Raw genomic sequence first — 18656 nt, forward strand, 5'->3', positions numbered from 1 at the left:
GGTGGCACTTCAAGCACCACACCAGTCAAGAGTACGGGCACACTTGGTACATCAGACATAGTCTATACACTTGGCTCGGTGTCCGATACATGGGGAAGATCATGGACACCATCTGAATTCTCAGACGCCAATTTCAGACTTCGTCTCATAGGGCAACCATCAAGCAACACCATTCAACTTGACGCTATTCAGGTCAAAGTCTCTCATTCTTCTGGTGGTGGCGGCTCTGGCGGTGGCGGAGAAGTTTATAAACAGGTGGTTCATAATCTCACAAACACTCTCGATGCCATTGAGCGTGTTGTAGAAGTACTACGCATTCTCTTCTTAAAAAGATAATACTCATTTGTACTAAACGAACTGCACTTTTGCTGCAGACGGTTCTTTAATATGCAATGAAGGACATCCGATGTCCATTAATTTAAACTTACTAGTATTGTCAGTTATTATCAGTATTGCCAGTATTAATTAACAGTTTTACTAAGATTTAGTGGTATACTGTATTTTGCATACTCTTTACCGTAACTTTAACGCACATTTATGAAAAAAATTCGTGTAGCAATAAATGGTTTTGGTCGTATTGGACGAACTTTCTTTAAAGTCGCTGGCAAACGAGAGGAAATAGAAATAGTGGCTATAAATGATTTAGGAAATTTGGGAAACATTGCGTATCTATTAAAATACGACAGTGTGTATGGAAAAAGTGATTTGGATATTTCAACAAAGAAAGGGACTTTGGTTGTTGGTGGAAAAGAAACAATTTTTTTAAATGAAAAAGATCCATCAAAATTGCCATGGAACGATTTAAATATTGATATAGTACTTGAATCAACTGGAGTGTTTTCAAGCTACGCAGAATCAAAAGTGCATCTTGATGCCGGTGCGAAGCGAGTGGTAATTTCCGCTCCTGTAAAAGATGATCCACCTGATGGTATTTCTGGAGCCACTGTTCTGATAGGTATTAATGAAGATAAACTTCAAAACTGTGATATAAGTTCAAATGCGTCGTGTACTACCAACGCTGGCAGCCCTCTTATCGCTATTCTTAATGAAAGTATTGGGATTGAAAAGGCAATTTTAAACACAGTGCATGGCTACACAGCATCGCAGAGTCTGGTGGATTCACCCAACAATAAAAATCTAAGAAATGGGAGAGCTGCGGCTACCAATATAATTCCTTCCACTACGGGGGCTGCAATAGCCACGACAAAAGCAATCCCCGAACTTGAAGGACGATTTGATGGGATGGCAGTGAGGGTTCCTGTTGTTATCGGTTCGTTGGTTGATATTACTTTTATTGCAAAGAGAGAAACGAATGTGGAAGAAGTTAATACTATTCTCAAAAAAGCGGCGGAGGAAACAAGGTGGAAAAAAGTTTTTTCCACAACCGAGGAACCACTCGTGTCATCTGACATCATAGGAAGCATGTATGCATCAATAGCTGACTTAGGATTCACACGAGTAGTTGGAGGAAACTTGGTAAAGGTTCTCTCATGGTACGATAATGAGATGGGGTATACCTACGCACTTGTTGAACATGTAATAAAAAGCGGTAGTTACATTAGTTAGTATGAAGATACTTTTTGCAACTGACCACGCAGGTTTCAAATTAAAAGAAAGCCTTGTTTCTTTTGTGCAGGATCTTGGTTTTGAAGTGGAAGACCTCGGAGCGCATCAATATAACAAAGAAGATGACTATCCTGATTTTGTGTCATTGGTGGCAAGGCAGGTATCGGAAAATCCGGATAAGATTAAAGGAATTATTTTAGGCGGTTCGGGACAAGGTGAAGCAATGGTTGCAAACAGATTTTCAAATGTTAGAGCCGCAGTGTATTACGGCATGAGAGAGAATGTGATAATGCTAAGCAGGGAACATAATGATGCAAATATACTCTCTCTCGGGGCACGGTTTTTAGGAGTAGAAGAGGCAAAAGATGCTGTCAAAATATGGCTCAAAACCTCATTTTCTGGAGATGAAAGGCATACTAGAAGAATCTCAAAGCTAGAACATTTTTCAAAATAATTTTTTAGACTACGTATGATTGAAATTATTCCCGCAGTCATGCCAAAAAATCTAAATGATCTTGAGAGTGTATTGTCACGACTGGTAAAATTGGTGCCGCTCATACAAATAGATGTGATGGACGGAAAATTTGTGCCATCTAAAAACTTTCCATACGAGGTTGGAACTATTATAGAGTTTAAAGATATTATCTCAGGTGAAAAGAAATTTCCCTTTATAGCCGATATTGATTTTGAAGTTGACCTCATGGTGGATAAACCGGAGGAAGTAATTGATGACTGGATTGATATTGGTGCACGACGGATTATTGTACACATCGAATCAGCTGCCAACATAAAAAATATTTTACGTGATGTTATTGCAAAAGTTACTGAGTCAGAGGACTCTGATATTAGCGCAGTTGAAATAGGTTTGGCAATCAATACCACAACATCAAATAATGCACTGTCTCCATATATTACTGATATTGATTTTGTGCAGTTTATGGGTATTGAAAAAATTGGATATCAAGGACAACCATTTGACGAGAGGGTAATTCAGAAAATTGTAGATTTGCACAGAGCGCATCCTGAGATTATAATAAGTGTTGATGGTGGCGTTACGCTAGAGACCGCCCCATCTCTTATAAAAGCGGGAGCAAACAGACTTGTATCTGGCTCAGCAATTCTGCAGAGTGATGATATAGAAGAAACGATAGAACAGTTTAAGACATTAAAGATTTAGATTTACCCTCCTAAGTTTTTAGCTAAGTTTAGCGAAGCTAAACGAAAAGTGAAGAACATAAACTTAAAAGACAAAATAAATTATTCATAAATAGACCGAAAATATTGATTTTTAATAGCTAAAAATTTAGAGAGGGAACATGGAGCATATACATGATGAAAAAATAAAGGAACTTGAGCTTATTGCAAACAAGTTGCGACAACACGTTATTGAAATGGTTGCTGGTGCTGGTTCGGGACATCAAGGAGGCCCCTTAGGTATGGCAGACATCTTTGCCGCTCTCTATTTTCATATTCTCAACCATGATCCTAAAAAGCCGGAGTGGGAGGAGCGTGACCGACTCATTCTTTCAAACGGTCATATATGCCCAATCCGATATGCCGCAATGGCAGAAGCTGATTACTTTCCAGTCGATGAACTCAAAACACTGCGACAATTTGGTACACGACTACAAGGACATCCAGAGCGTAATAAACTTCCTGGTACTGAAACAACATCGGGCCCATTGGGTTCCGGACTCGCACAAGCGGTTGGTATGGCGCTTGTCGGCAAGATGGATGCTAAGAAATGGCGTGTGTATGCGCTGACATCAGATGGCGAGCATGAGGCGGGACTCCATTACGAGGCGATGCTTTTTGCCGGAAAACACAAGCTTGATAACCTAATTTGCGTAGTGGATCGTAACAATATACAAATTGATGGCACCACCGAGGATATTATGCCGCTTGAACCACTTCGTGCCAAATATGAAGCATTTAACTGGTATGTAATTGAAATTAACGGAAACGATATGTCGGATGTCGTGCGGGGATTTAATGAAGCGCAGGGTATTCACCAAATGCCAATTTGCATAATCGCACATACTGTCCCAGGAAAAGGTGTTTCATATATGGAAAATAATTATAAATGGCACAGTAAGGTGTTTAAAGAAGGAGAGGCGCAGCAGGCACTCAAAGAGTTGCAGGATATTGAAAAGCAACTTAAAGCAGAACATGCATAAATATATGGAATCAAAGGAAACAAAACTGGTTGCAAATCTTTTTGCCGATGATATTGAAGAAATGCCTACACGGGATGGATATGGAAAGGGTGTTGTTGAATGCGGAACAAAAAATGAAAATGTGGTTGTGTTATGTGCCGACCTTACCGAATCAACACGCAATGCAGATTTTAAAGAGAAATTTCCAAAACGCTTTATTCAAATGGGTATTCATGAACAGCTTTTAGCGGCTCTTGCAGCGGGCATGTCTCTCTCGGGAAAAATCCCATACATTACCGCGTACGCCATGTTTTGCCCTGGTCGTGCGTGGGAGATGATACGGACAATCATTTGTCTCAATGAGGCAAATGTTAAAATTATAGGCAGTCACGCAGGTGTTTCTGTAGGCCCTGATGGTGCGACACACCAAGCGATTGAAGATATTGCAATTATGCGTCCCATTCCCAACATGACAATTGTGGCACCGTGTGATGTCATTGAGGCACAAAAAGCGACTGTTGCGCTACTTGATGTTTCCGGTCCATGTTACGTGCGTTTCGCGCGCGAAAAAACTCCAGTGTTTACCACAGAAGAATCACCGTTTGAGATTGGAAAAGCTACTACTTTTCGTGACGGCAGCGATGTTGCAGTAATCGCATGTGGGCCGCTGGTATATAATGCACTTGTAGCCGCGGAGCAGTTAAAAGAAGAAGGTCTTGATGTTATGGTAATCAACTCTCATACTATTAAGCCACTTGACGGTGAGACAATACTTAACGCAGCGAAAAAATGTGGGGCAGTAGTAACAGTCGAAGAGCATCAAATCACGGGAGGACTTGGTGGTGCAGTGTCTGAATATCTCGCGAGTGTCCATCCAACATCCATAGAATACATTGGTGTACGCAATCAGTTTGGGCAATCTGGGAAACCAGAGGAGCTGATTGAACACTATGGTATGGGAGTGAACTCTATAAAAGAAGCAATTAAAAAAGCTGTTAAAAAAAAGTAGAAGGAAGACATGGTAATTCTGATTTTGATATTTAAAGGATTTCTCGCTGCTTTGCTCGGAACAATAGTGATGACTGTTGGTCAGGAGATTGAAATGCGGATGAGCGGAAGGTCTATTAGCCACACGCCGGCAATTGCAGTATTTAAAATACTCAAATTCAATTTTAATAAGTTAAGCAAATTAGAAAAGGGAATTGCATCGTATACGGCACACTTTGCATACGGAACTGCGTTTGGACTTGTAATTGCCATACTTTACCTCATTGGTTTTAAGAGTTTCAGTGCTATTGGGGTTGTTTACTTTTTAGTGGTGTGGATTCAAGGGCTTATCGTTGTGCCATTTCTTGGCATTGTCGGTCCGCCATGGACGTGGGGAAGCGAGACACTTATTACCGAGTTTGTGCACAAAGCAATCTATGCGGTCGCAACAACTGCTATTTTTCTCTCTCTTTTGTAATAATGATAGTTAGCTGAAATGTTGCTTAAAGTAGGAGGGGAATACAAACATATAAAGACTGGCAAGTGCTATAAACTCATTGCGTTTGCAAAGGACAGCTCCACACTCGAAGAACTTGTGGTGTATGAAGCACTATACGAAAACAATGTTTCAAAAATCTGGGTTCGTTCCAAAGCGGAATTTTTAGGTGAGGCGCTGAGTCCTGACGAGACCACACACCCGAGATTTCGGTTGGTGGAATAAAAGTCCATTGCATTAGTAGTTGTGGTATAGTTTTAATATGGCACATATAAACGTTTCTTCATCGGGAAGTATAGAATTTCTTGGAAAAAAGTATAAAGTCGCGCTCGGAAAAAACGGTGTAACTGAATATAAAAAAGAAGGAGACGAAGCGACTCCAGTTGGTTGCATGCCGATTCGTGAAATATTTTACCGTAGTGACAAAATTCAAAAACCTGACACAATGCTACCCATTAATGCACTACACGAAACTGACGGTTGGTGCGATGACCCAGAAGATCCAAATTACAATAAGTTGGTAAGACTTCCATACAAAGCTGGGCATGAAAAACTCTGGAGGGATGACGATCTCTACGACATAATAGTTATTTTGGGATACAACGACGATCCACCGAAGTCAGGAAAAGGAAGCGCAATTTTTATGCATATAGCACGAGACAATTATTCTCCAACCGCAGGGTGTATTGCACTCTCTCTAAAAGATCTTATAGAAATTCTCAAAAAAGCGAATAAAGAAACACATGTTTGTGTAAATAAGTAGAAATCTCCACAATTCTGATTTGTAGTATTAAACGTAATTTAACCTATTTTCTCCGGTTTATAGTTTTCAGGTGCATCCGCGAGGTATTTTTCAAGTTGTTCGCGGGTAACAAGACCTTCTTGTGCTCCAACGTACTGTACGACTGACATTGAGTTGATTGGTCCCCACGAGAGTGCCTCAGGAATTGATTTACCTAAAATGAGAGCAGCGATAAAAGTAGATGAAAATGAATCTCCAGCACCAGTGCGGTCAATCGGTGGTTTTGGGTCGGGGTACATCGGCATGTGCCAGACTTCCTCAGCATCAAATGTGTATGCACCCGCTGGCCCATCCGTGATTATTATTATTTTGGGTCCCAGTTCACGCATTCCGTTGAGCAGTTTTATTATATCGGTCTCTTTTGAATTGAGGATTCTCTGCGCCTCGTTTTTATTGCAAAAGAAAAGTTCGGAATGCTCGTAAAGGTCTTTGAGTTTTTCGTAACCGAGTTTGATTTGAAATGTGCCGGGTTGGAATGCAAGCTTTGTTTCTGGATTCTTTTTTAGGTATTCAACAATCTGATCGTGGTACGGAAGAGAATTTTCTGCAAGAGAACTCAAATAAATCCATTTCGGCGGGGATATGTCGGGAAATTGATAGTTGTATTCTGTGTGTTTTACCAAAATGGTACGTTCCTCCTCGTACCACAATACATAGTGGTAGTTTGTCACTTCACCTTTATGTTCTATTACGTATTGTGTATTTACCGCTTCCTTGTTCAAAACCTCCAGACACTCTTTTCCGTTTTGGTCGTCACCGATGTCAGTGACAAGTCCTGAATTAAGACCAAGACGTTTTACTGATACGGAAGCGTTCGGACTATTGCCAACAGCACGCACTATTGTTACTGACTCGTATGGCACTTTGTCTCCAAAACTGATGCAGAGACGACAGTTATTTCTATCTACATCGCAGTCAACAGTGGCATTTTTAATCTTTATAAATGCATCGGTAGTGATATCTCCGACAGCAACAAAATCAGGTTGTTCCATGGCTCACACATTATATCATAGCTCAACATCTCTTGTGGTATAATTATAGAGCAATGAATCCCGTTAGAGATAACAAAAGTTGGTATACTTACATACTCTTAAGTAAAAAAGATGGTAAATGGTATACTGCTAATGATTTACGGAAACGCTTTAAAACACACAGTGACAATAGAACAACATCAACCCAAAATAGAGGACCATTTCAAGTTATATATTATGAAATGTGTCTTGAAGAAGATGACGCAAGGTCGAGAGAATTATATCTTAAATCTGGTATGGGTAAGCGCTACATAAAAAATAGGTTAAAGCGTTTCCTATCTCTAACGGGATGAAGTCCCTAAAAGACGTAATATCAGAAGCTGAAAAAAACAAGGTGGCCATCGGTCATTTCAACATTTCAGACACCGAAGGGTTGCGGGGTATTTTCCGCGCGGCGAAAAGTTTGAATCTCCCAATCATTATCGGCACTTCAGAAGGAGAAAGAGACTTTGTTGGTGTAAAACAAGCCGTTGCTTTGGTAAAAAGTTTGCGTGAAGAATATGACTACCCAATTTATCTCAACGCCGACCACACCTACTCATTTGAAAAAGTGAAAGTTGCAATAGACGCAGGTTATAATGCAGTGATTTTTGATGGAACAAAGCTTTCTTTTGATGAAAATATAAAAATAACAAAACAGTGTGTAGAATATGCAAAAAGTGTTAATCCGGATATTTTAGTTGAAGGTGAAATCGGCTATATTGGCACGTCATCGAAAATACTTGATGCAATACCGGAGGGTGCCGAAATAACAGAAGAGAACCTGACAAAACCAGAAGAGTTAAAGCAGTTTGTGAAAGAAACAGGTGTTGATTTGATAGCGCCTGCAGTGGGGAATCTCCACGGAATGTTGAGAAGTGGGAAGAATCCGAATATAAGTATAAAAAGAATATCAGAATTGAGAGAGGCAGGTGGTGTTCCTGTAGTTTTGCACGGTGGTTCAGGGATATCAGATGCAGATTTTAAAGATGCAATTGAAGCGGGGATTGCGATTGTGCACATCAACACCGAGATTCGCATTGCGTACAAAAAGGGGATCACCTTATCGCTTCAAGAGAATCCTGATGAAATTGCCCCGTACCGCTTTATGAAAAGAGGTATGCTAGAAATTGAGAAAGTAGTAGAAAGTAGATTGAAATTATTTAATAATTTATGAATCAGGAATCAAGAATTATGAAAAAAATCTACATAACACGAGCAATACCAGAGTCAGGAATTAAACTACTAAAAGAAGAGGGGCATGAGGTTACGGTAAGTGAAAAAGACGGAGTATTAACCACAGAGGAACTTATTTCTGAACTGAAAAAAACAGAGTATGATGCTGTACTTTGTCTTTTAACAGATACCATAAATGTTGCAGTGTACGACGCAGTCCCCTCCTCAAAAATTTTTGCAAATTATGCAGTCGGCTACAACAATATAGATGTTGAAGAAGCAAAGGAGCGTGGTATTACTGTCACAAACACTCCTGGGGTGTTGACAGAAACGGTAGCCGAACACACCTTTGCACTACTACTTGCAATTGCACTGCGCGTTGCCGAGGGTGACAGATTTACCAGGAAAGGATTATACGATGGGTGGGCGCCAATGCTTCTCTTGGGTACAGACCTAAAAGGTAAAACATTGGGAATTCTTGGTGCTGGACAAATAGGACAGCGGGTGACGCATCATGCAGTAAGGGGCTTTGATATGAAGGTCTGCTACTACGATGTAAAAAGAAATGAAGAATTTGAAAAAGAGTACGGAGCGACATTTGAAGAAAGTGTCGAGGGAGTACTCAAGAAGGCAGATTTTGTGACTGTGCATGTTCCCCTTTTGGATTCAACAAAACATTTAATCAATGCAGAGCGGTTGAAAATGATGAAACCGACTGCGTATCTGATAAATTCATCACGTGGTCCTGTTGTGGACGAGAGTGCATTAGTAGAAGCGCTTAAGAATAAAACAATACGTGGAGCGGCTCTCGATGTGTTTGAAGAAGAACCAAAACTTGCGCCTGGACTTTCTGAACTTGAGAATGTGGTTATCACACCACACACAGCGTCGGCGACGGAAGAAACACGTGGTAAAATGTCGGAGATTGCCGCACAAAATATTATTGAATATCTTTCTGGTAAGACTCCACCGAATATCGTTTCATAAGATTTAAGCAAGGAGGGTAGGGCGCACTTTCCGTTTTCGTACTGTGGGATTGATTTTTGGCGTTGTATGGATATAATGGTTCGGTATGTTAAAACTTGAAGTTGAAAAACGGGAAGCAACACAAAAGCCGAAAAAATTGAGAGAGGAGGGGAAAATCCCCGCAGTTTTTTATAGTGGCAAAGAGCCAACAACTTCAATAACATTATCCAAGAAAGATTTTGAAAAGGTATGGAAGGAAGCTGGGGAGTCATCGGTTATAGAGCTTTCAGGTGTCGGTGACAATAAAGAGGCGTTGATTCACGATGTAGACACAGATCCAGTATCAGGCAGTGTCCGTCATGCAGATTTTTATATTATTGAAAAAGGTAAAAAAGTTACTGTTAAAGTTCCTATTGAATTTGATGGCACTCCACTGGCAGTAAAAGATCTTGGGGGCACCCTCGTTAAGGTAATACATGAGCTTGAAATTGAAGTACTTCCAAAAGATTTACCGCACAACATCATAGTTGACGTTTCTTCCCTGTCTGATTTTGAAAGCAGAATTTTTGTAAAAGATATTAAACTTCCGGAAGGAGTTATTTCTCTTCTAAATCCCGATGATGCGGTAGCACTGGTCACAGAAGTTATTGAAGAAATTGAGGAGGAAGCAGAGACTCCCGATCTCTCTGGAATTGAGTCTGAACAAAAATGAAAAGGTGGAGAAGAAGAAACTGTTACGGACGCAGAAAGTGAGAACACTAACGATAAAACGAGCGACAAAAAAGCGTAACGTCTAGCATGCATCTCATAACTCATATCTGTTATACTACATAGTATGAGTAAAATAGAACGACAGTCCCCACGGATGTTGTTTGCATATACCATGATGTTCACGATGCTGTTTGCTTTGTATGTGCATCCTGCCATCGCACAGGTGACTGAGGATGATGTTACAGTACGCAGAGCACAGCTTGAAAATGAACTTTCATCACTTGATGCAGAAATTGCTGTTCAGCAGAACTTACTTGAAGGTAAACAGAAAGAAAGCACGTCACTTGAGCGAGACATTTCAATTCTTGATGGCAAAATTGAAAAAGCGCGTTTGAATATTAGAGTTAGAAATATTGCAATAAGAAAACTTTCAGAGGATATAACAGGCAAGGAAAAAATAATAGGAGATCTTAATACTAAACTGGAAAAAGAAAAAGAGTCTCTAGCACAGCTGTTGCGGCGGACAAATGAGATAGATAATATGACATTAGCGGAAGTCATACTGGGAAATCAGAATCTTTCCGATTTTTTTGAAGACTTAGACAGTTTTGACTCAATAAAACGGGCTCTGAGCCATTCATTTATTGAAATAGAGGTTACCAAAGATAATACCAATACACAAAGGGGCATTCTTGAAGATAAACAATCGGAAGAATTAGAACTGCGTGGGATCCAAGAGCTTCAAAAGAAGAAAATAGAAGTACGGGAGAATCAAAAACAAGAGATACTCAAAATTACAAAAGGAGTTGAAGCTGTGTATCAAAATATAATTGCTTCGAAAGAAAGGAGTGCCGCAGAAATAAGAAGTGAGCTATTTACATTGCGTGGCTCAACAGCCATACCATTTGAAAAGGCACTTGCGTATGCGAATTTTGCATCATCTAAGACTGGAGTGCGACCGGCATTCATTTTAGGAGTTGTGGCGCAAGAATCAAATTTAGGAGAAAATGTCGGACAGTGTTTATTGACTAATCAACCTAAAAAAGGTGACGGTAAGGGTGTTAATACTGGCAGAATCTTTTATGGCACAATGAAGCCAAGCCGTGACGTGGATCCTTTTCTGGATATAACACGCAGGCTTGGGATTAACCCATATACACAAGTAATCTCTTGCCCACCATCATATGGTTACGGTGGAGCAATGGGTCCTGCACAGTTTATTCCATCAACCTGGATTTTATATGAGGAGCGCATTGGAGAAGCAAGTAATCAAAACCCGCCGAATCCATGGGACCCGAGAACAGCATTTATCGCCTCATCGATTTTACTTATGGACAACGGTGCAGATCGTGGCACGTATTACTCAGAACGATTGGCAGCATTGCGGTATTTCGCTGGCTGGAGAAATGCTGAAAAGACAGCATACTCATTTTATGGTGACGAAGTAATGGAATTAGCGGAGTACTATCAAGGACTAATTAATGTTTTAGCATCGTCGTAGTGTAGTTGCAAGTGCGCCCTATTGTGGTATAGTTTTCGTGCAATGAAGGCAAATATACATCCAACATATTACACGAAGGTGAAAGTTAAATGTGCCTGTGGAAATACATTTGAAATTGGCTCAACTCAAGAAAAGATTGATGTTGAGGTTTGTAGTGCCTGCCACCCATTTTATACTGGTTCAGAAAAGATAATTGATACTGCTGGGCGTGTAGAAAAATTTAAAACTCGTCTCGCTAAAGCGGAAAAAAAAGTAGTTAAAAAAACCAAACCAATCTCCAAGGCAGGCTCTAAGGAGAAATAACTTCCCCAAAAGTCTTTAATTGCGCATGCTTATTTCTAGGTGTGTGTTTTTAGTATAGATATGACAGACATAGAAGAGTATAAAAAAAATCATAAAACAAGTTATCTTGCCGGAGAGTATAAGCGTCTGGAAAAGCATCAGAAAGAACTGATTGAAATGAGTACAGACGCGGATGTTCAAGCTCTTGCTCGAGAAGAGCTTGAAACAATACAGTCTCAAAAAGAATCCATTTTAAAACAAATGGAGAACATAGTTGCCGACGACGAGAAGGAACAACAGTTCCCCAACGAAGTCGTGTTGGAGGTTCGTGCAGGAGCCGGCGGAGAGGAGGCCGCTTTGTTTGCCCGTAAACTTGCGGACATGTACGGCAGGTTTGCAGAAAAAAATAACTGGTCGTTTATAACATTGCATGAATCAGAAAGCTCTGTAGGTGGTTATAAAGAAGCCTCGTTTGAAATTAAAGGAACAGATACATACAAAAAATTGAGACACGAAACTGGGGTACACCGTATTCAACGTGTTCCAGGAACAGAAAAGTCAGGCAGGATTCATACTTCTACAGCTTCAGTTGCAGTGCTACCTATACGAGTACACAGCGTGGTTGAAATAGACCCGGCTGATATATCAATAGAATTTTCTCGCTCTGGAGGCGCTGGAGGTCAGAATGTAAATAAAGTTGAAACAGCCGTGCGCGTCATACACAAACCGACGGGTATTGATGTTAGGTGCACATCTGAGCGAAGTCAACAAAAGAATCGTGAAAAAGCAATGAGTATACTCACCGCAAAACTTGAGGAGCGAAAGCGCGAAGAAGAACACCAATCCTTATCAAAAGAACGAAAGGAGCAAATTGGAACAGGAGACCGATCCGAGAAAATTCGCACATACAATATTTTACAGGACAGGGTAACGGATCATCGAATAAAGCAGTCGTGGCATAATGTGGAGGGCATCTTCAGTGGTGGTATTGAAGAGATAGTTTTGGCACTTCAAGAGGCTCTACAATAATATTGGGCAATATTGCAAGCATTTTGGTTATTTGATACACTCACCAAGTATGGAAAGCATTGAAAAGGAAAAAATCGAAAAAACAGAGACAAAAGGTAAAACACCCATAGAGAAAATGTTTTCTGCAGGTGCTCATTTCGGATACTCAAAAAGGAGACGCCACCCATCGATGAGTCAATTTATTTTTGGCGCAAAAAATAAGGTGGAAATTTTTGATTTGGAAAAAACCAGTATTCTTTTGGAAAATGCAAAAGAATATGCCAAAAAACTTGGCAGTGAGAACGAAACCATTTTGTTTGTGGGAGGAAAGAATGAAGCCAAAAGTGCGCTTAAAGAAGGTGCTATATCAGTAGAAATGCCGTATGTTGCCGGCAGATGGATAGGTGGCACCATCACGAACTTTTCTGAGATCAAAAAACGGATAGAGCGACTTGAAGACCTAACATTGAAGCGAGAAAAAGGTGAGTTTGAGACAAAATATACAAAAAAGGAACAACTCATGTTGGACAGGGAAATAACAGACTTGGAATTGAATTTTTTCGGTCTTCTTTCCATGAAAGAATTGCCAAAAGCATTGTTTGTCATTGATACAAAAAAGGAGCACATTGCCGTTGCTGAAGCACAGGCAAAAACAATACCGATTATAGGTTTACTTAATTCTGATTGTAATGTAAAAGGAATCGATTTTCCTATTGTTGCAAACGATGCTTCTAGGACCAGTATTTTGTTTTTTATACATGAGATAGTCGAGGCGTATAAGGAGGGTAAAAAATTGAAGAAAGAATAATTTTTTTCATAACCCAGTTTCAAACCCAACTATTCTGAAAAGAATTTCCTGTATCGAAAAATATATTCATAAAGCTATTAAATAAAATTAGCAAATGGAAATTACAACCGAACCCCAAGTAGTATAGCGCTTTGCGCTAACTAAGGGGCAAGCAAGTAGGGTTTAAAGTATTATGAAAATCACAACGGAAGAGGTAAGAAAATTAAGAAATGAAACTGGTATATCAATAATGCAGTGTAAAAAAGCACTTGAAGAATCAAATGGCGATCTTAATAAAGCTATAATAATTTTGCGTAAGCACGGAAGTACTGTTGCGGGGAAAAAATCGGGAAGAGAATTGAAAGCTGGTGTAATTCAGGCATATATACATGGGACAGGAGATGTAGGGGCTATGGTAGAGCTTTCGTGTGAGACGGATTTTGTCGCGAAAAATAAAGAGTTCATCACACTCGCCTATGATATTGCAATGCATGTTGCAGCTACAAATCCGGAATTTACAAATAGTAATGAGATATCCAAAGATGTAATGCAGGCAGCACGGGAGGTATTTGAAAAGGAAGCGGCACAACAACAGAAAGATTTGAAAGAAAAAATCATATCAGGTAAACTTGATATGTACTTCAGTGACAGGATTTTACTTGAGCAAAAATTTATAAAAAATTCTGAACAAACAATCAATGATCTAATTGAAACTGCGGTACAGCGATTTGGTGAAAAAATTGAAGTTACCGCATTTACGCGGTTTTCATTACGAGTATGATAACCATTCCTATAATTGTTTTCATAGCTTCCCTTGCGGGGATTGTGCTTTTGTTTATGCTCAAGCGATGGGAATTGCAGTCACGCAAGATATATCTCTCAGTTGCCCGTGCAAAGACTGATATATTTACTCTTAAAATGGCAGAAAAGACCCGCTCTCTTATGCGAACTATTCCCGGAGCAGGCTCTCATGTATCACGACAGATAACGCACCACATCGCATATCACACAAGCGCAATAGTACTTAAATTAATTCAAGCTGTTGAAGGAAAACTCTTGAAGTTTATCAATATGATAAAAGGTAAGGGTGTAGTAAAAGACGATAGAGTAGCATCACAGTATCTTAGAGATGTGTCAGATCACAGAGGTCGCAACCTCGGTGACAAAATGTAGAATATACTGCTGTAACCACAACCCCTCTGGAGAAGTTGGGTTTTTTTAAATAGAATTTTAGAGATTCACAGATGTGGTATAGTATACGCGTGCCACCTTAGCCCCGACGCAAGGTCGAGGTCCCGACAGCAGAGCTCGTCGGGACTCAGTTTCCACCAGAGACGGACAGGGTCCGCACAACGGTTGCACTCGCCTCGTTAGAAAAATTCTATTCGTGATCATTCTAGTGTTAAGTAAATATTTGTTATATATTGTTGTGTATAAAGGCCAGCGTAGCTCAGTTGGTAGAGCAACGGTTTTGTAAACCGTAGGTCGTCGGTTCAAGCCCGACCGCTGGCTCCAGACATTTTTTCTACTGGGTAATTTAAATCTGACAGGTGGTCAATGTTATATTTATTATTCTTAATTCGAATCTCTTTAAAACTACCCTATTTTGAGATATGATGAGTTAAATATTGTATGAATTCAAGCATTGGACATTTGCATCCTATAACGTCTCTCGTGCGGGAGATACATTCCATCTTTAACAATATGGGGTTTGAATTTGTGGAAGGTCCAGAAATAGAATCTGAATACAATAATTTTGATGCACTCAACATACCTCCAGATCACCCATCTCGGGATATGCAAGATACTTTCTGGATAAAGGGTAAAGAAAAGACAGTGCTGCGTACTCACACATCATCTGTACAGATACGTTATATGAAAGAGCACAAACCTCCATTTAGAATTATTGTGCCGGGGAGAGTTTTCAGAAACGAAGCCACAGATGCAACACATGAGGCGCAATTTAATCAGGTAGAGGGACTTATGATAGGTACCGATGTGACACTCGCAACACTCAAATCGGTGCTTGAAAAATTTTTAGGTGAATTGATGCATAAAAATACAAATGTCCGTTTTCGTCCCGGGTTCTTTCCATTTGTCGAACCTGGATTGGAAGTTGATATGACATGCTTTAAGTGTGATGGAAGGGGGTGTCCTCTGTGTAAAAAAACCGGCTGGATAGAAATATTAGGCGCTGGTATGGTTCATCCAAAAGTTCTAGAAAACGCTGGAATAAACTCGCGGAAGTGGCAAGGATTTGCATTTGGAGCAGGGATTGAAAGAATTGCTATGCTCAAATATGGGATAGATGATGTGCGACTTTTTTATTCGGGAGATTTAAGATTCGTTAACCAATTTTAATGGCTCCACCTATATTTTATGAGTATACGATATAAAATATAGGAGTGAAACATTACCCTGTTAAATGATTTTTTTCAAAGAAAAAATTAACATTTGAAAAAATACACAAACAAACATGATACGTAAATTTCACAGAATAAATAAACAACATGATAGAATTGAGAAAAATCAAATGTTATTTAACAGGGTGCTCAATTTTATGATTATTCGCTTTGCTCATAAATAAAATTGGCATGAAAGTAAGTTACGAATGGTTACAAAGTTATTTTGATTCTGCTCTACCTAAACCAAAAGCTCTTGCAGAATTGCTAAACCGTAGTTCATTTGAGGTTGAAAAAAATGAAAATATTGGCAAGGATTTAGTTATTGAAATTGATATACTTCCCAATCGTGCTCACGACTGCTTATCGCATAGAGGGGTTGCAAAAGAAATATCAGTCATAACAAAAAAACCACTAAAGCGTGATCCGCTGAGAGTGTCGGAAAAAGATTTACCACAGTCTCGTGTTCTCAGTATTGCCGTCACGGATTCTAAATTGTGCAGGCGCTTTAGTGCGGCTGTAGTGAGGGGTGTGAAGGTTGGTCCTACTCCCCAATGGCTCAAACAGCGGCTTGAAACAATAGGACAAAAATCAATCAACAACATAGTTGATGCCACAAATTATGTGATGTTTGAGACTGGGCAACCATTGCACGCATTTGACATGGACAAATTAGAGAGGAAGGGAGGGAAATATGGTATTGCAGTCAGAGTAGGTGAGGCAAACGAAAAAATTATTACACTGGATGAGGTAGAATATACAGTAGGAACAGACACACTCCTCATTACAGACGATAATTCGGGAAAACCAATTGGAATAGCTGGAGTGAAGGGAGGGAAACAAGCGGAGATTGATGAACACACGCAAAACATCATTATTGAGTCTGCAAATTTCAACCCAGTCAGCATCCGCCTGACTTCTCAGAAATTTAAACTACGCACTGATGCTTCCATCCGTTTTGAAAATGAACTTTCGCAAGAACTCACTTTAATAGGACTTCAGGAATCTCTATTACTCATACAAAAGATAGCTGGGGGGGATATTGAGGGATATGTTGATTATTGGCCATCTCGGAGGAGTCCATATAAAATAGGTGTCTCACTTTCCGAAATAAACATGCTGTTAGGGTCATCTATAAAAGAAAAAGAAGTTGAGGATATATTGGAACGTTTCCATTTTGAATATACAAAAGTAAAACCGATAGACACAATACTAAAACTCGCCCCGACACTCATCGAAGTTCCGTATAAGTATGGAGCTAGTATTAGCCATGATGCTCCCGCCTCATTTGATTGCTCGTCATTCGTTGGCTTTTTATTTGCTCAAGCGGGAGTAGCATTACCTAGGGTAGCAGTGGACCAATTTTTGTATGGATTTGAAATAAAAGAAGACGAATTGAAACCAGGAGATGTTATATTTTCACGAAACAATGGCAACACACCTAAAAAATATGTTTTTACAATGCTCTCAGATGGAACAAAGGTTGAACATTCAGGTCCCAAGAAGCAATCATTTGAATTTTTACCTGGAACAAATGTTCCAGAAGGAGTATCTCATAATGGGATTTATATTGGTGATGGTATGGTCATTCACGCCTCAAGCGGTAGCGGTGTCGTGATTGAAAAGGTTAACAAAAGTAACGGTTTTACCAATATTGTAGGTTACCGCCGAATGGCAACAAATGACGAGCGGTTTGTTGTGACAGTACCTTTTGAGCGAATGGATTTGCGTATAAGAGAAGACCTTATTGAGGAGATCGGCAGAATATACGGGTATGAAAATATAAAGTCTAAAGCTCCAGAGAAAATCAAAGTTAGCCCTACGGTTAACAAGAAACTCTACTATACTGAAAAAGTGAGAAATATGTTGATTAAGAATGGGTTCTCTGAAATATATACAAGAACATTTCGGGACAACGGGACAGTAGAATTATTGAATGCGTTCGCGTCTGACAAACCGTTTTTAAGAGAAAATCTTCACGATAGCATATACGACAGTCTTCTATTTAACATACGATATATCGATGTGCTTGGATTAGACAAGATTAAAATATTTGAAACAGGAAATGTTTTTGAAAAAGGAAAAGAATACACATCCTTTGCAATAGGGATACAAAACACAAAGAAACACTCCGGCAGTGAGACAGAAGAATTAAATGAAATGATTGACTTGTTATCACAAGAGCTAAACATAAAAATTGAAAGTACCATAAAAAATAATATTGTAGAAATTGATTTTGATGCACTAATCGCTCGTCTACCTGATCTTAAAGAATATGAGAAGTTTGAGAAAAAAGATGAAAAGATTATTTACAAACCAATATCACAGTATCCATTTGTGCTTCGTGATATAGCAGTGCTTGTTCCAAAAAATGTAAAAGAAATTGAAATCCTTAACATTATAAAAAAAGAATCCGGAGATAATCTTTTTAATTTAAAACTGTTTGATACATTTAAACCTGCATCATCGACAGGAGGGAAAGGTGAACAAATCTCATATGCTTTTCGACTCGTATTCCAGTCACATGAAAAGACACTCTCAGACGATGAAGTAAACAAAATAATGGAGTCTATAACTGTGGTTCTCAATAAAAATGCTGACTGGAAAGTAAGGTAAAATAAGGTTAAAAAATGGACCCAAAATAGACTTATATAATGACCTGAAATTGTTAAAAAACCCTTGATTTAAAAGGGTTTTTTGCTATAATTAGAGGCACTTAAAGCAGGTCTGCTTTATTTAATTTTTGCCTAAAAAAACAGGGAAATGGCTGAAAAAGCAACAAAAAAAACCATATCTGGACATCATT

General features: G+C 39.3%; 22 protein-coding genes and 1 tRNA gene. 22 read left to right on the forward strand and 1 reads right to left on the reverse strand.

The annotated features are described in order from the left end of the window. The 9 genes from IIB50_01365 to IIB50_01405 form a co-directional block, all read left to right on the forward strand. On the forward strand, window positions 1–336 hold a 336-nt coding region (locus tag IIB50_01365), incomplete at its 5' end, for a hypothetical protein (GenBank protein MCH7529744.1). A 201-nt stretch (window positions 337–537) separates the two neighbouring features. Continuing rightward, window positions 538–1566: a type I glyceraldehyde-3-phosphate dehydrogenase gene (gene gap, locus IIB50_01370; protein ID MCH7529745.1), complete on the forward strand. Its 1029-nt coding sequence runs from the start codon at window positions 538–540 to the stop codon at window positions 1564–1566. Window position 1567: 1 nt separating this feature from the next. After that, the gene (locus tag IIB50_01375) at window positions 1568–2020 is read left to right on the forward strand and encodes an RpiB/LacA/LacB family sugar-phosphate isomerase (protein MCH7529746.1); all 453 of its coding nucleotides are present in this window, start codon (window positions 1568–1570) and stop codon (window positions 2018–2020) included. Window positions 2021–2035: 15 nt separating this feature from the next. After that, on the forward strand, window positions 2036–2743 hold the full coding sequence (locus tag IIB50_01380) for a hypothetical protein (GenBank protein MCH7529747.1): 708 nt from the start codon (window positions 2036–2038) through the stop codon (window positions 2741–2743). Between the two features lie 139 nt (window positions 2744–2882). After that, window positions 2883–3743 carry a transketolase gene (locus IIB50_01385; GenBank protein MCH7529748.1) on the forward strand — a complete coding sequence of 287 codons (861 nt, stop codon included), beginning with the start codon at window positions 2883–2885 and terminating at the stop codon, window positions 3741–3743. 4 nt (window positions 3744–3747) lie between these two features. Beyond that, window positions 3748–4731, forward strand: coding sequence for a transketolase family protein (locus tag IIB50_01390; GenBank protein ID MCH7529749.1), 984 nt, complete (start codon window positions 3748–3750; stop codon window positions 4729–4731). 9 nt (window positions 4732–4740) lie between these two features. Continuing rightward, entirely contained in the window at window positions 4741–5187 is a 447-nt protein-coding gene (locus tag IIB50_01395) for a hypothetical protein (protein MCH7529750.1), read from the forward strand. Between the two features lie 18 nt (window positions 5188–5205). Next, window positions 5206–5430 carry a DUF1653 domain-containing protein gene (locus IIB50_01400; protein ID MCH7529751.1) on the forward strand — a complete coding sequence of 75 codons (225 nt, stop codon included), beginning with the start codon at window positions 5206–5208 and terminating at the stop codon, window positions 5428–5430. A 37-nt stretch (window positions 5431–5467) separates the two neighbouring features. Beyond that, window positions 5468–5968, forward strand: a complete 501-nt coding sequence (locus tag IIB50_01405; GenBank protein MCH7529752.1) for a L,D-transpeptidase family protein — start codon at window positions 5468–5470, stop codon at window positions 5966–5968. Between the two features lie 38 nt (window positions 5969–6006). Here the strand turns inward: IIB50_01405 and IIB50_01410 are convergent, their stop codons facing one another. Then, window positions 6007–6999 carry a carbohydrate kinase family protein gene (locus IIB50_01410; protein ID MCH7529753.1) on the reverse strand — a complete coding sequence of 331 codons (993 nt, stop codon included), beginning with the start codon at window positions 6997–6999 and terminating at the stop codon, window positions 6007–6009. 53 nt (window positions 7000–7052) lie between these two features. On the opposite strand from IIB50_01410, the gene IIB50_01415 reads away from it, so the two are divergent. The 13 genes from IIB50_01415 to IIB50_01475 all read left to right on the forward strand — a co-directional run bounded on the left by IIB50_01415 (window position 7053) and on the right by IIB50_01475 (window position 18466). Beyond that, window positions 7053–7331, forward strand: coding sequence for a GIY-YIG nuclease family protein (locus IIB50_01415; GenBank protein ID MCH7529754.1), 279 nt, complete (start codon window positions 7053–7055; stop codon window positions 7329–7331). Then, window positions 7328–8194 (forward strand): class II fructose-bisphosphate aldolase, encoded by an 867-nt coding sequence (locus IIB50_01420; protein ID MCH7529755.1) that lies wholly within the window; start codon window positions 7328–7330, stop codon window positions 8192–8194. Before IIB50_01415 ends, IIB50_01420 begins: the two co-directional genes overlap by 4 nt. Before the next feature lie 17 nt (window positions 8195–8211). Then, on the forward strand, window positions 8212–9180 hold the full coding sequence (locus tag IIB50_01425) for a D-glycerate dehydrogenase (protein ID MCH7529756.1): 969 nt from the start codon (window positions 8212–8214) through the stop codon (window positions 9178–9180). Between the two features lie 85 nt (window positions 9181–9265). Further along, window positions 9266–9871, forward strand: coding sequence for a 50S ribosomal protein L25 (locus tag IIB50_01430; GenBank protein ID MCH7529757.1), 606 nt, complete (start codon window positions 9266–9268; stop codon window positions 9869–9871). A gap of 123 nt (window positions 9872–9994) precedes the next feature. Further along, complete coding sequence (locus IIB50_01435; protein ID MCH7529758.1) at window positions 9995–11371, forward strand: hypothetical protein; 1377 nt, start codon at window positions 9995–9997, stop codon at window positions 11369–11371. A gap of 42 nt (window positions 11372–11413) precedes the next feature. Then, window positions 11414–11674: a 50S ribosomal protein L31 gene (rpmE, locus tag IIB50_01440; GenBank protein MCH7529759.1), complete on the forward strand. Its 261-nt coding sequence runs from the start codon at window positions 11414–11416 to the stop codon at window positions 11672–11674. Window positions 11675–11734: 60 nt separating this feature from the next. Next, complete coding sequence (locus IIB50_01445) at window positions 11735–12682, forward strand: PCRF domain-containing protein (GenBank protein MCH7529760.1); 948 nt, start codon at window positions 11735–11737, stop codon at window positions 12680–12682. Window positions 12683–12731: 49 nt separating this feature from the next. Beyond that, a complete protein-coding gene (gene rpsB, locus IIB50_01450; protein MCH7529761.1) occupies window positions 12732–13469 on the forward strand; it encodes a 30S ribosomal protein S2 in 738 nt (245 codons plus the stop codon). A 172-nt stretch (window positions 13470–13641) separates the two neighbouring features. Continuing rightward, window positions 13642–14229 carry an elongation factor Ts gene (gene tsf, locus IIB50_01455; protein MCH7529762.1) on the forward strand — a complete coding sequence of 196 codons (588 nt, stop codon included), beginning with the start codon at window positions 13642–13644 and terminating at the stop codon, window positions 14227–14229. Next, on the forward strand, window positions 14226–14621 hold the full coding sequence (locus IIB50_01460; GenBank protein ID MCH7529763.1) for a hypothetical protein: 396 nt from the start codon (window positions 14226–14228) through the stop codon (window positions 14619–14621). Before tsf ends, IIB50_01460 begins: the two co-directional genes overlap by 4 nt. A gap of 266 nt (window positions 14622–14887) precedes the next feature. Continuing rightward, window positions 14888–14963: transfer RNA gene (locus tag IIB50_01465), tRNA-Thr, on the forward strand. 117 nt (window positions 14964–15080) lie between these two features. Then, window positions 15081–15809, forward strand: a complete 729-nt coding sequence (gene pheS / locus IIB50_01470) for a phenylalanine--tRNA ligase subunit alpha (protein ID MCH7529764.1) — start codon at window positions 15081–15083, stop codon at window positions 15807–15809. A 233-nt stretch (window positions 15810–16042) separates the two neighbouring features. Further along, window positions 16043–18466: a C40 family peptidase gene (locus tag IIB50_01475; GenBank protein MCH7529765.1), complete on the forward strand. Its 2424-nt coding sequence runs from the start codon at window positions 16043–16045 to the stop codon at window positions 18464–18466. Window positions 18467–18656 lie beyond the last annotated feature (190 nt).

It is taken from the genome of Patescibacteria group bacterium (assembly GCA_022560785.1).
GTDB lineage: Bacteria > Patescibacteriota > Minisyncoccia > Phycocordibacterales > JADFSL01 > JADFSL01.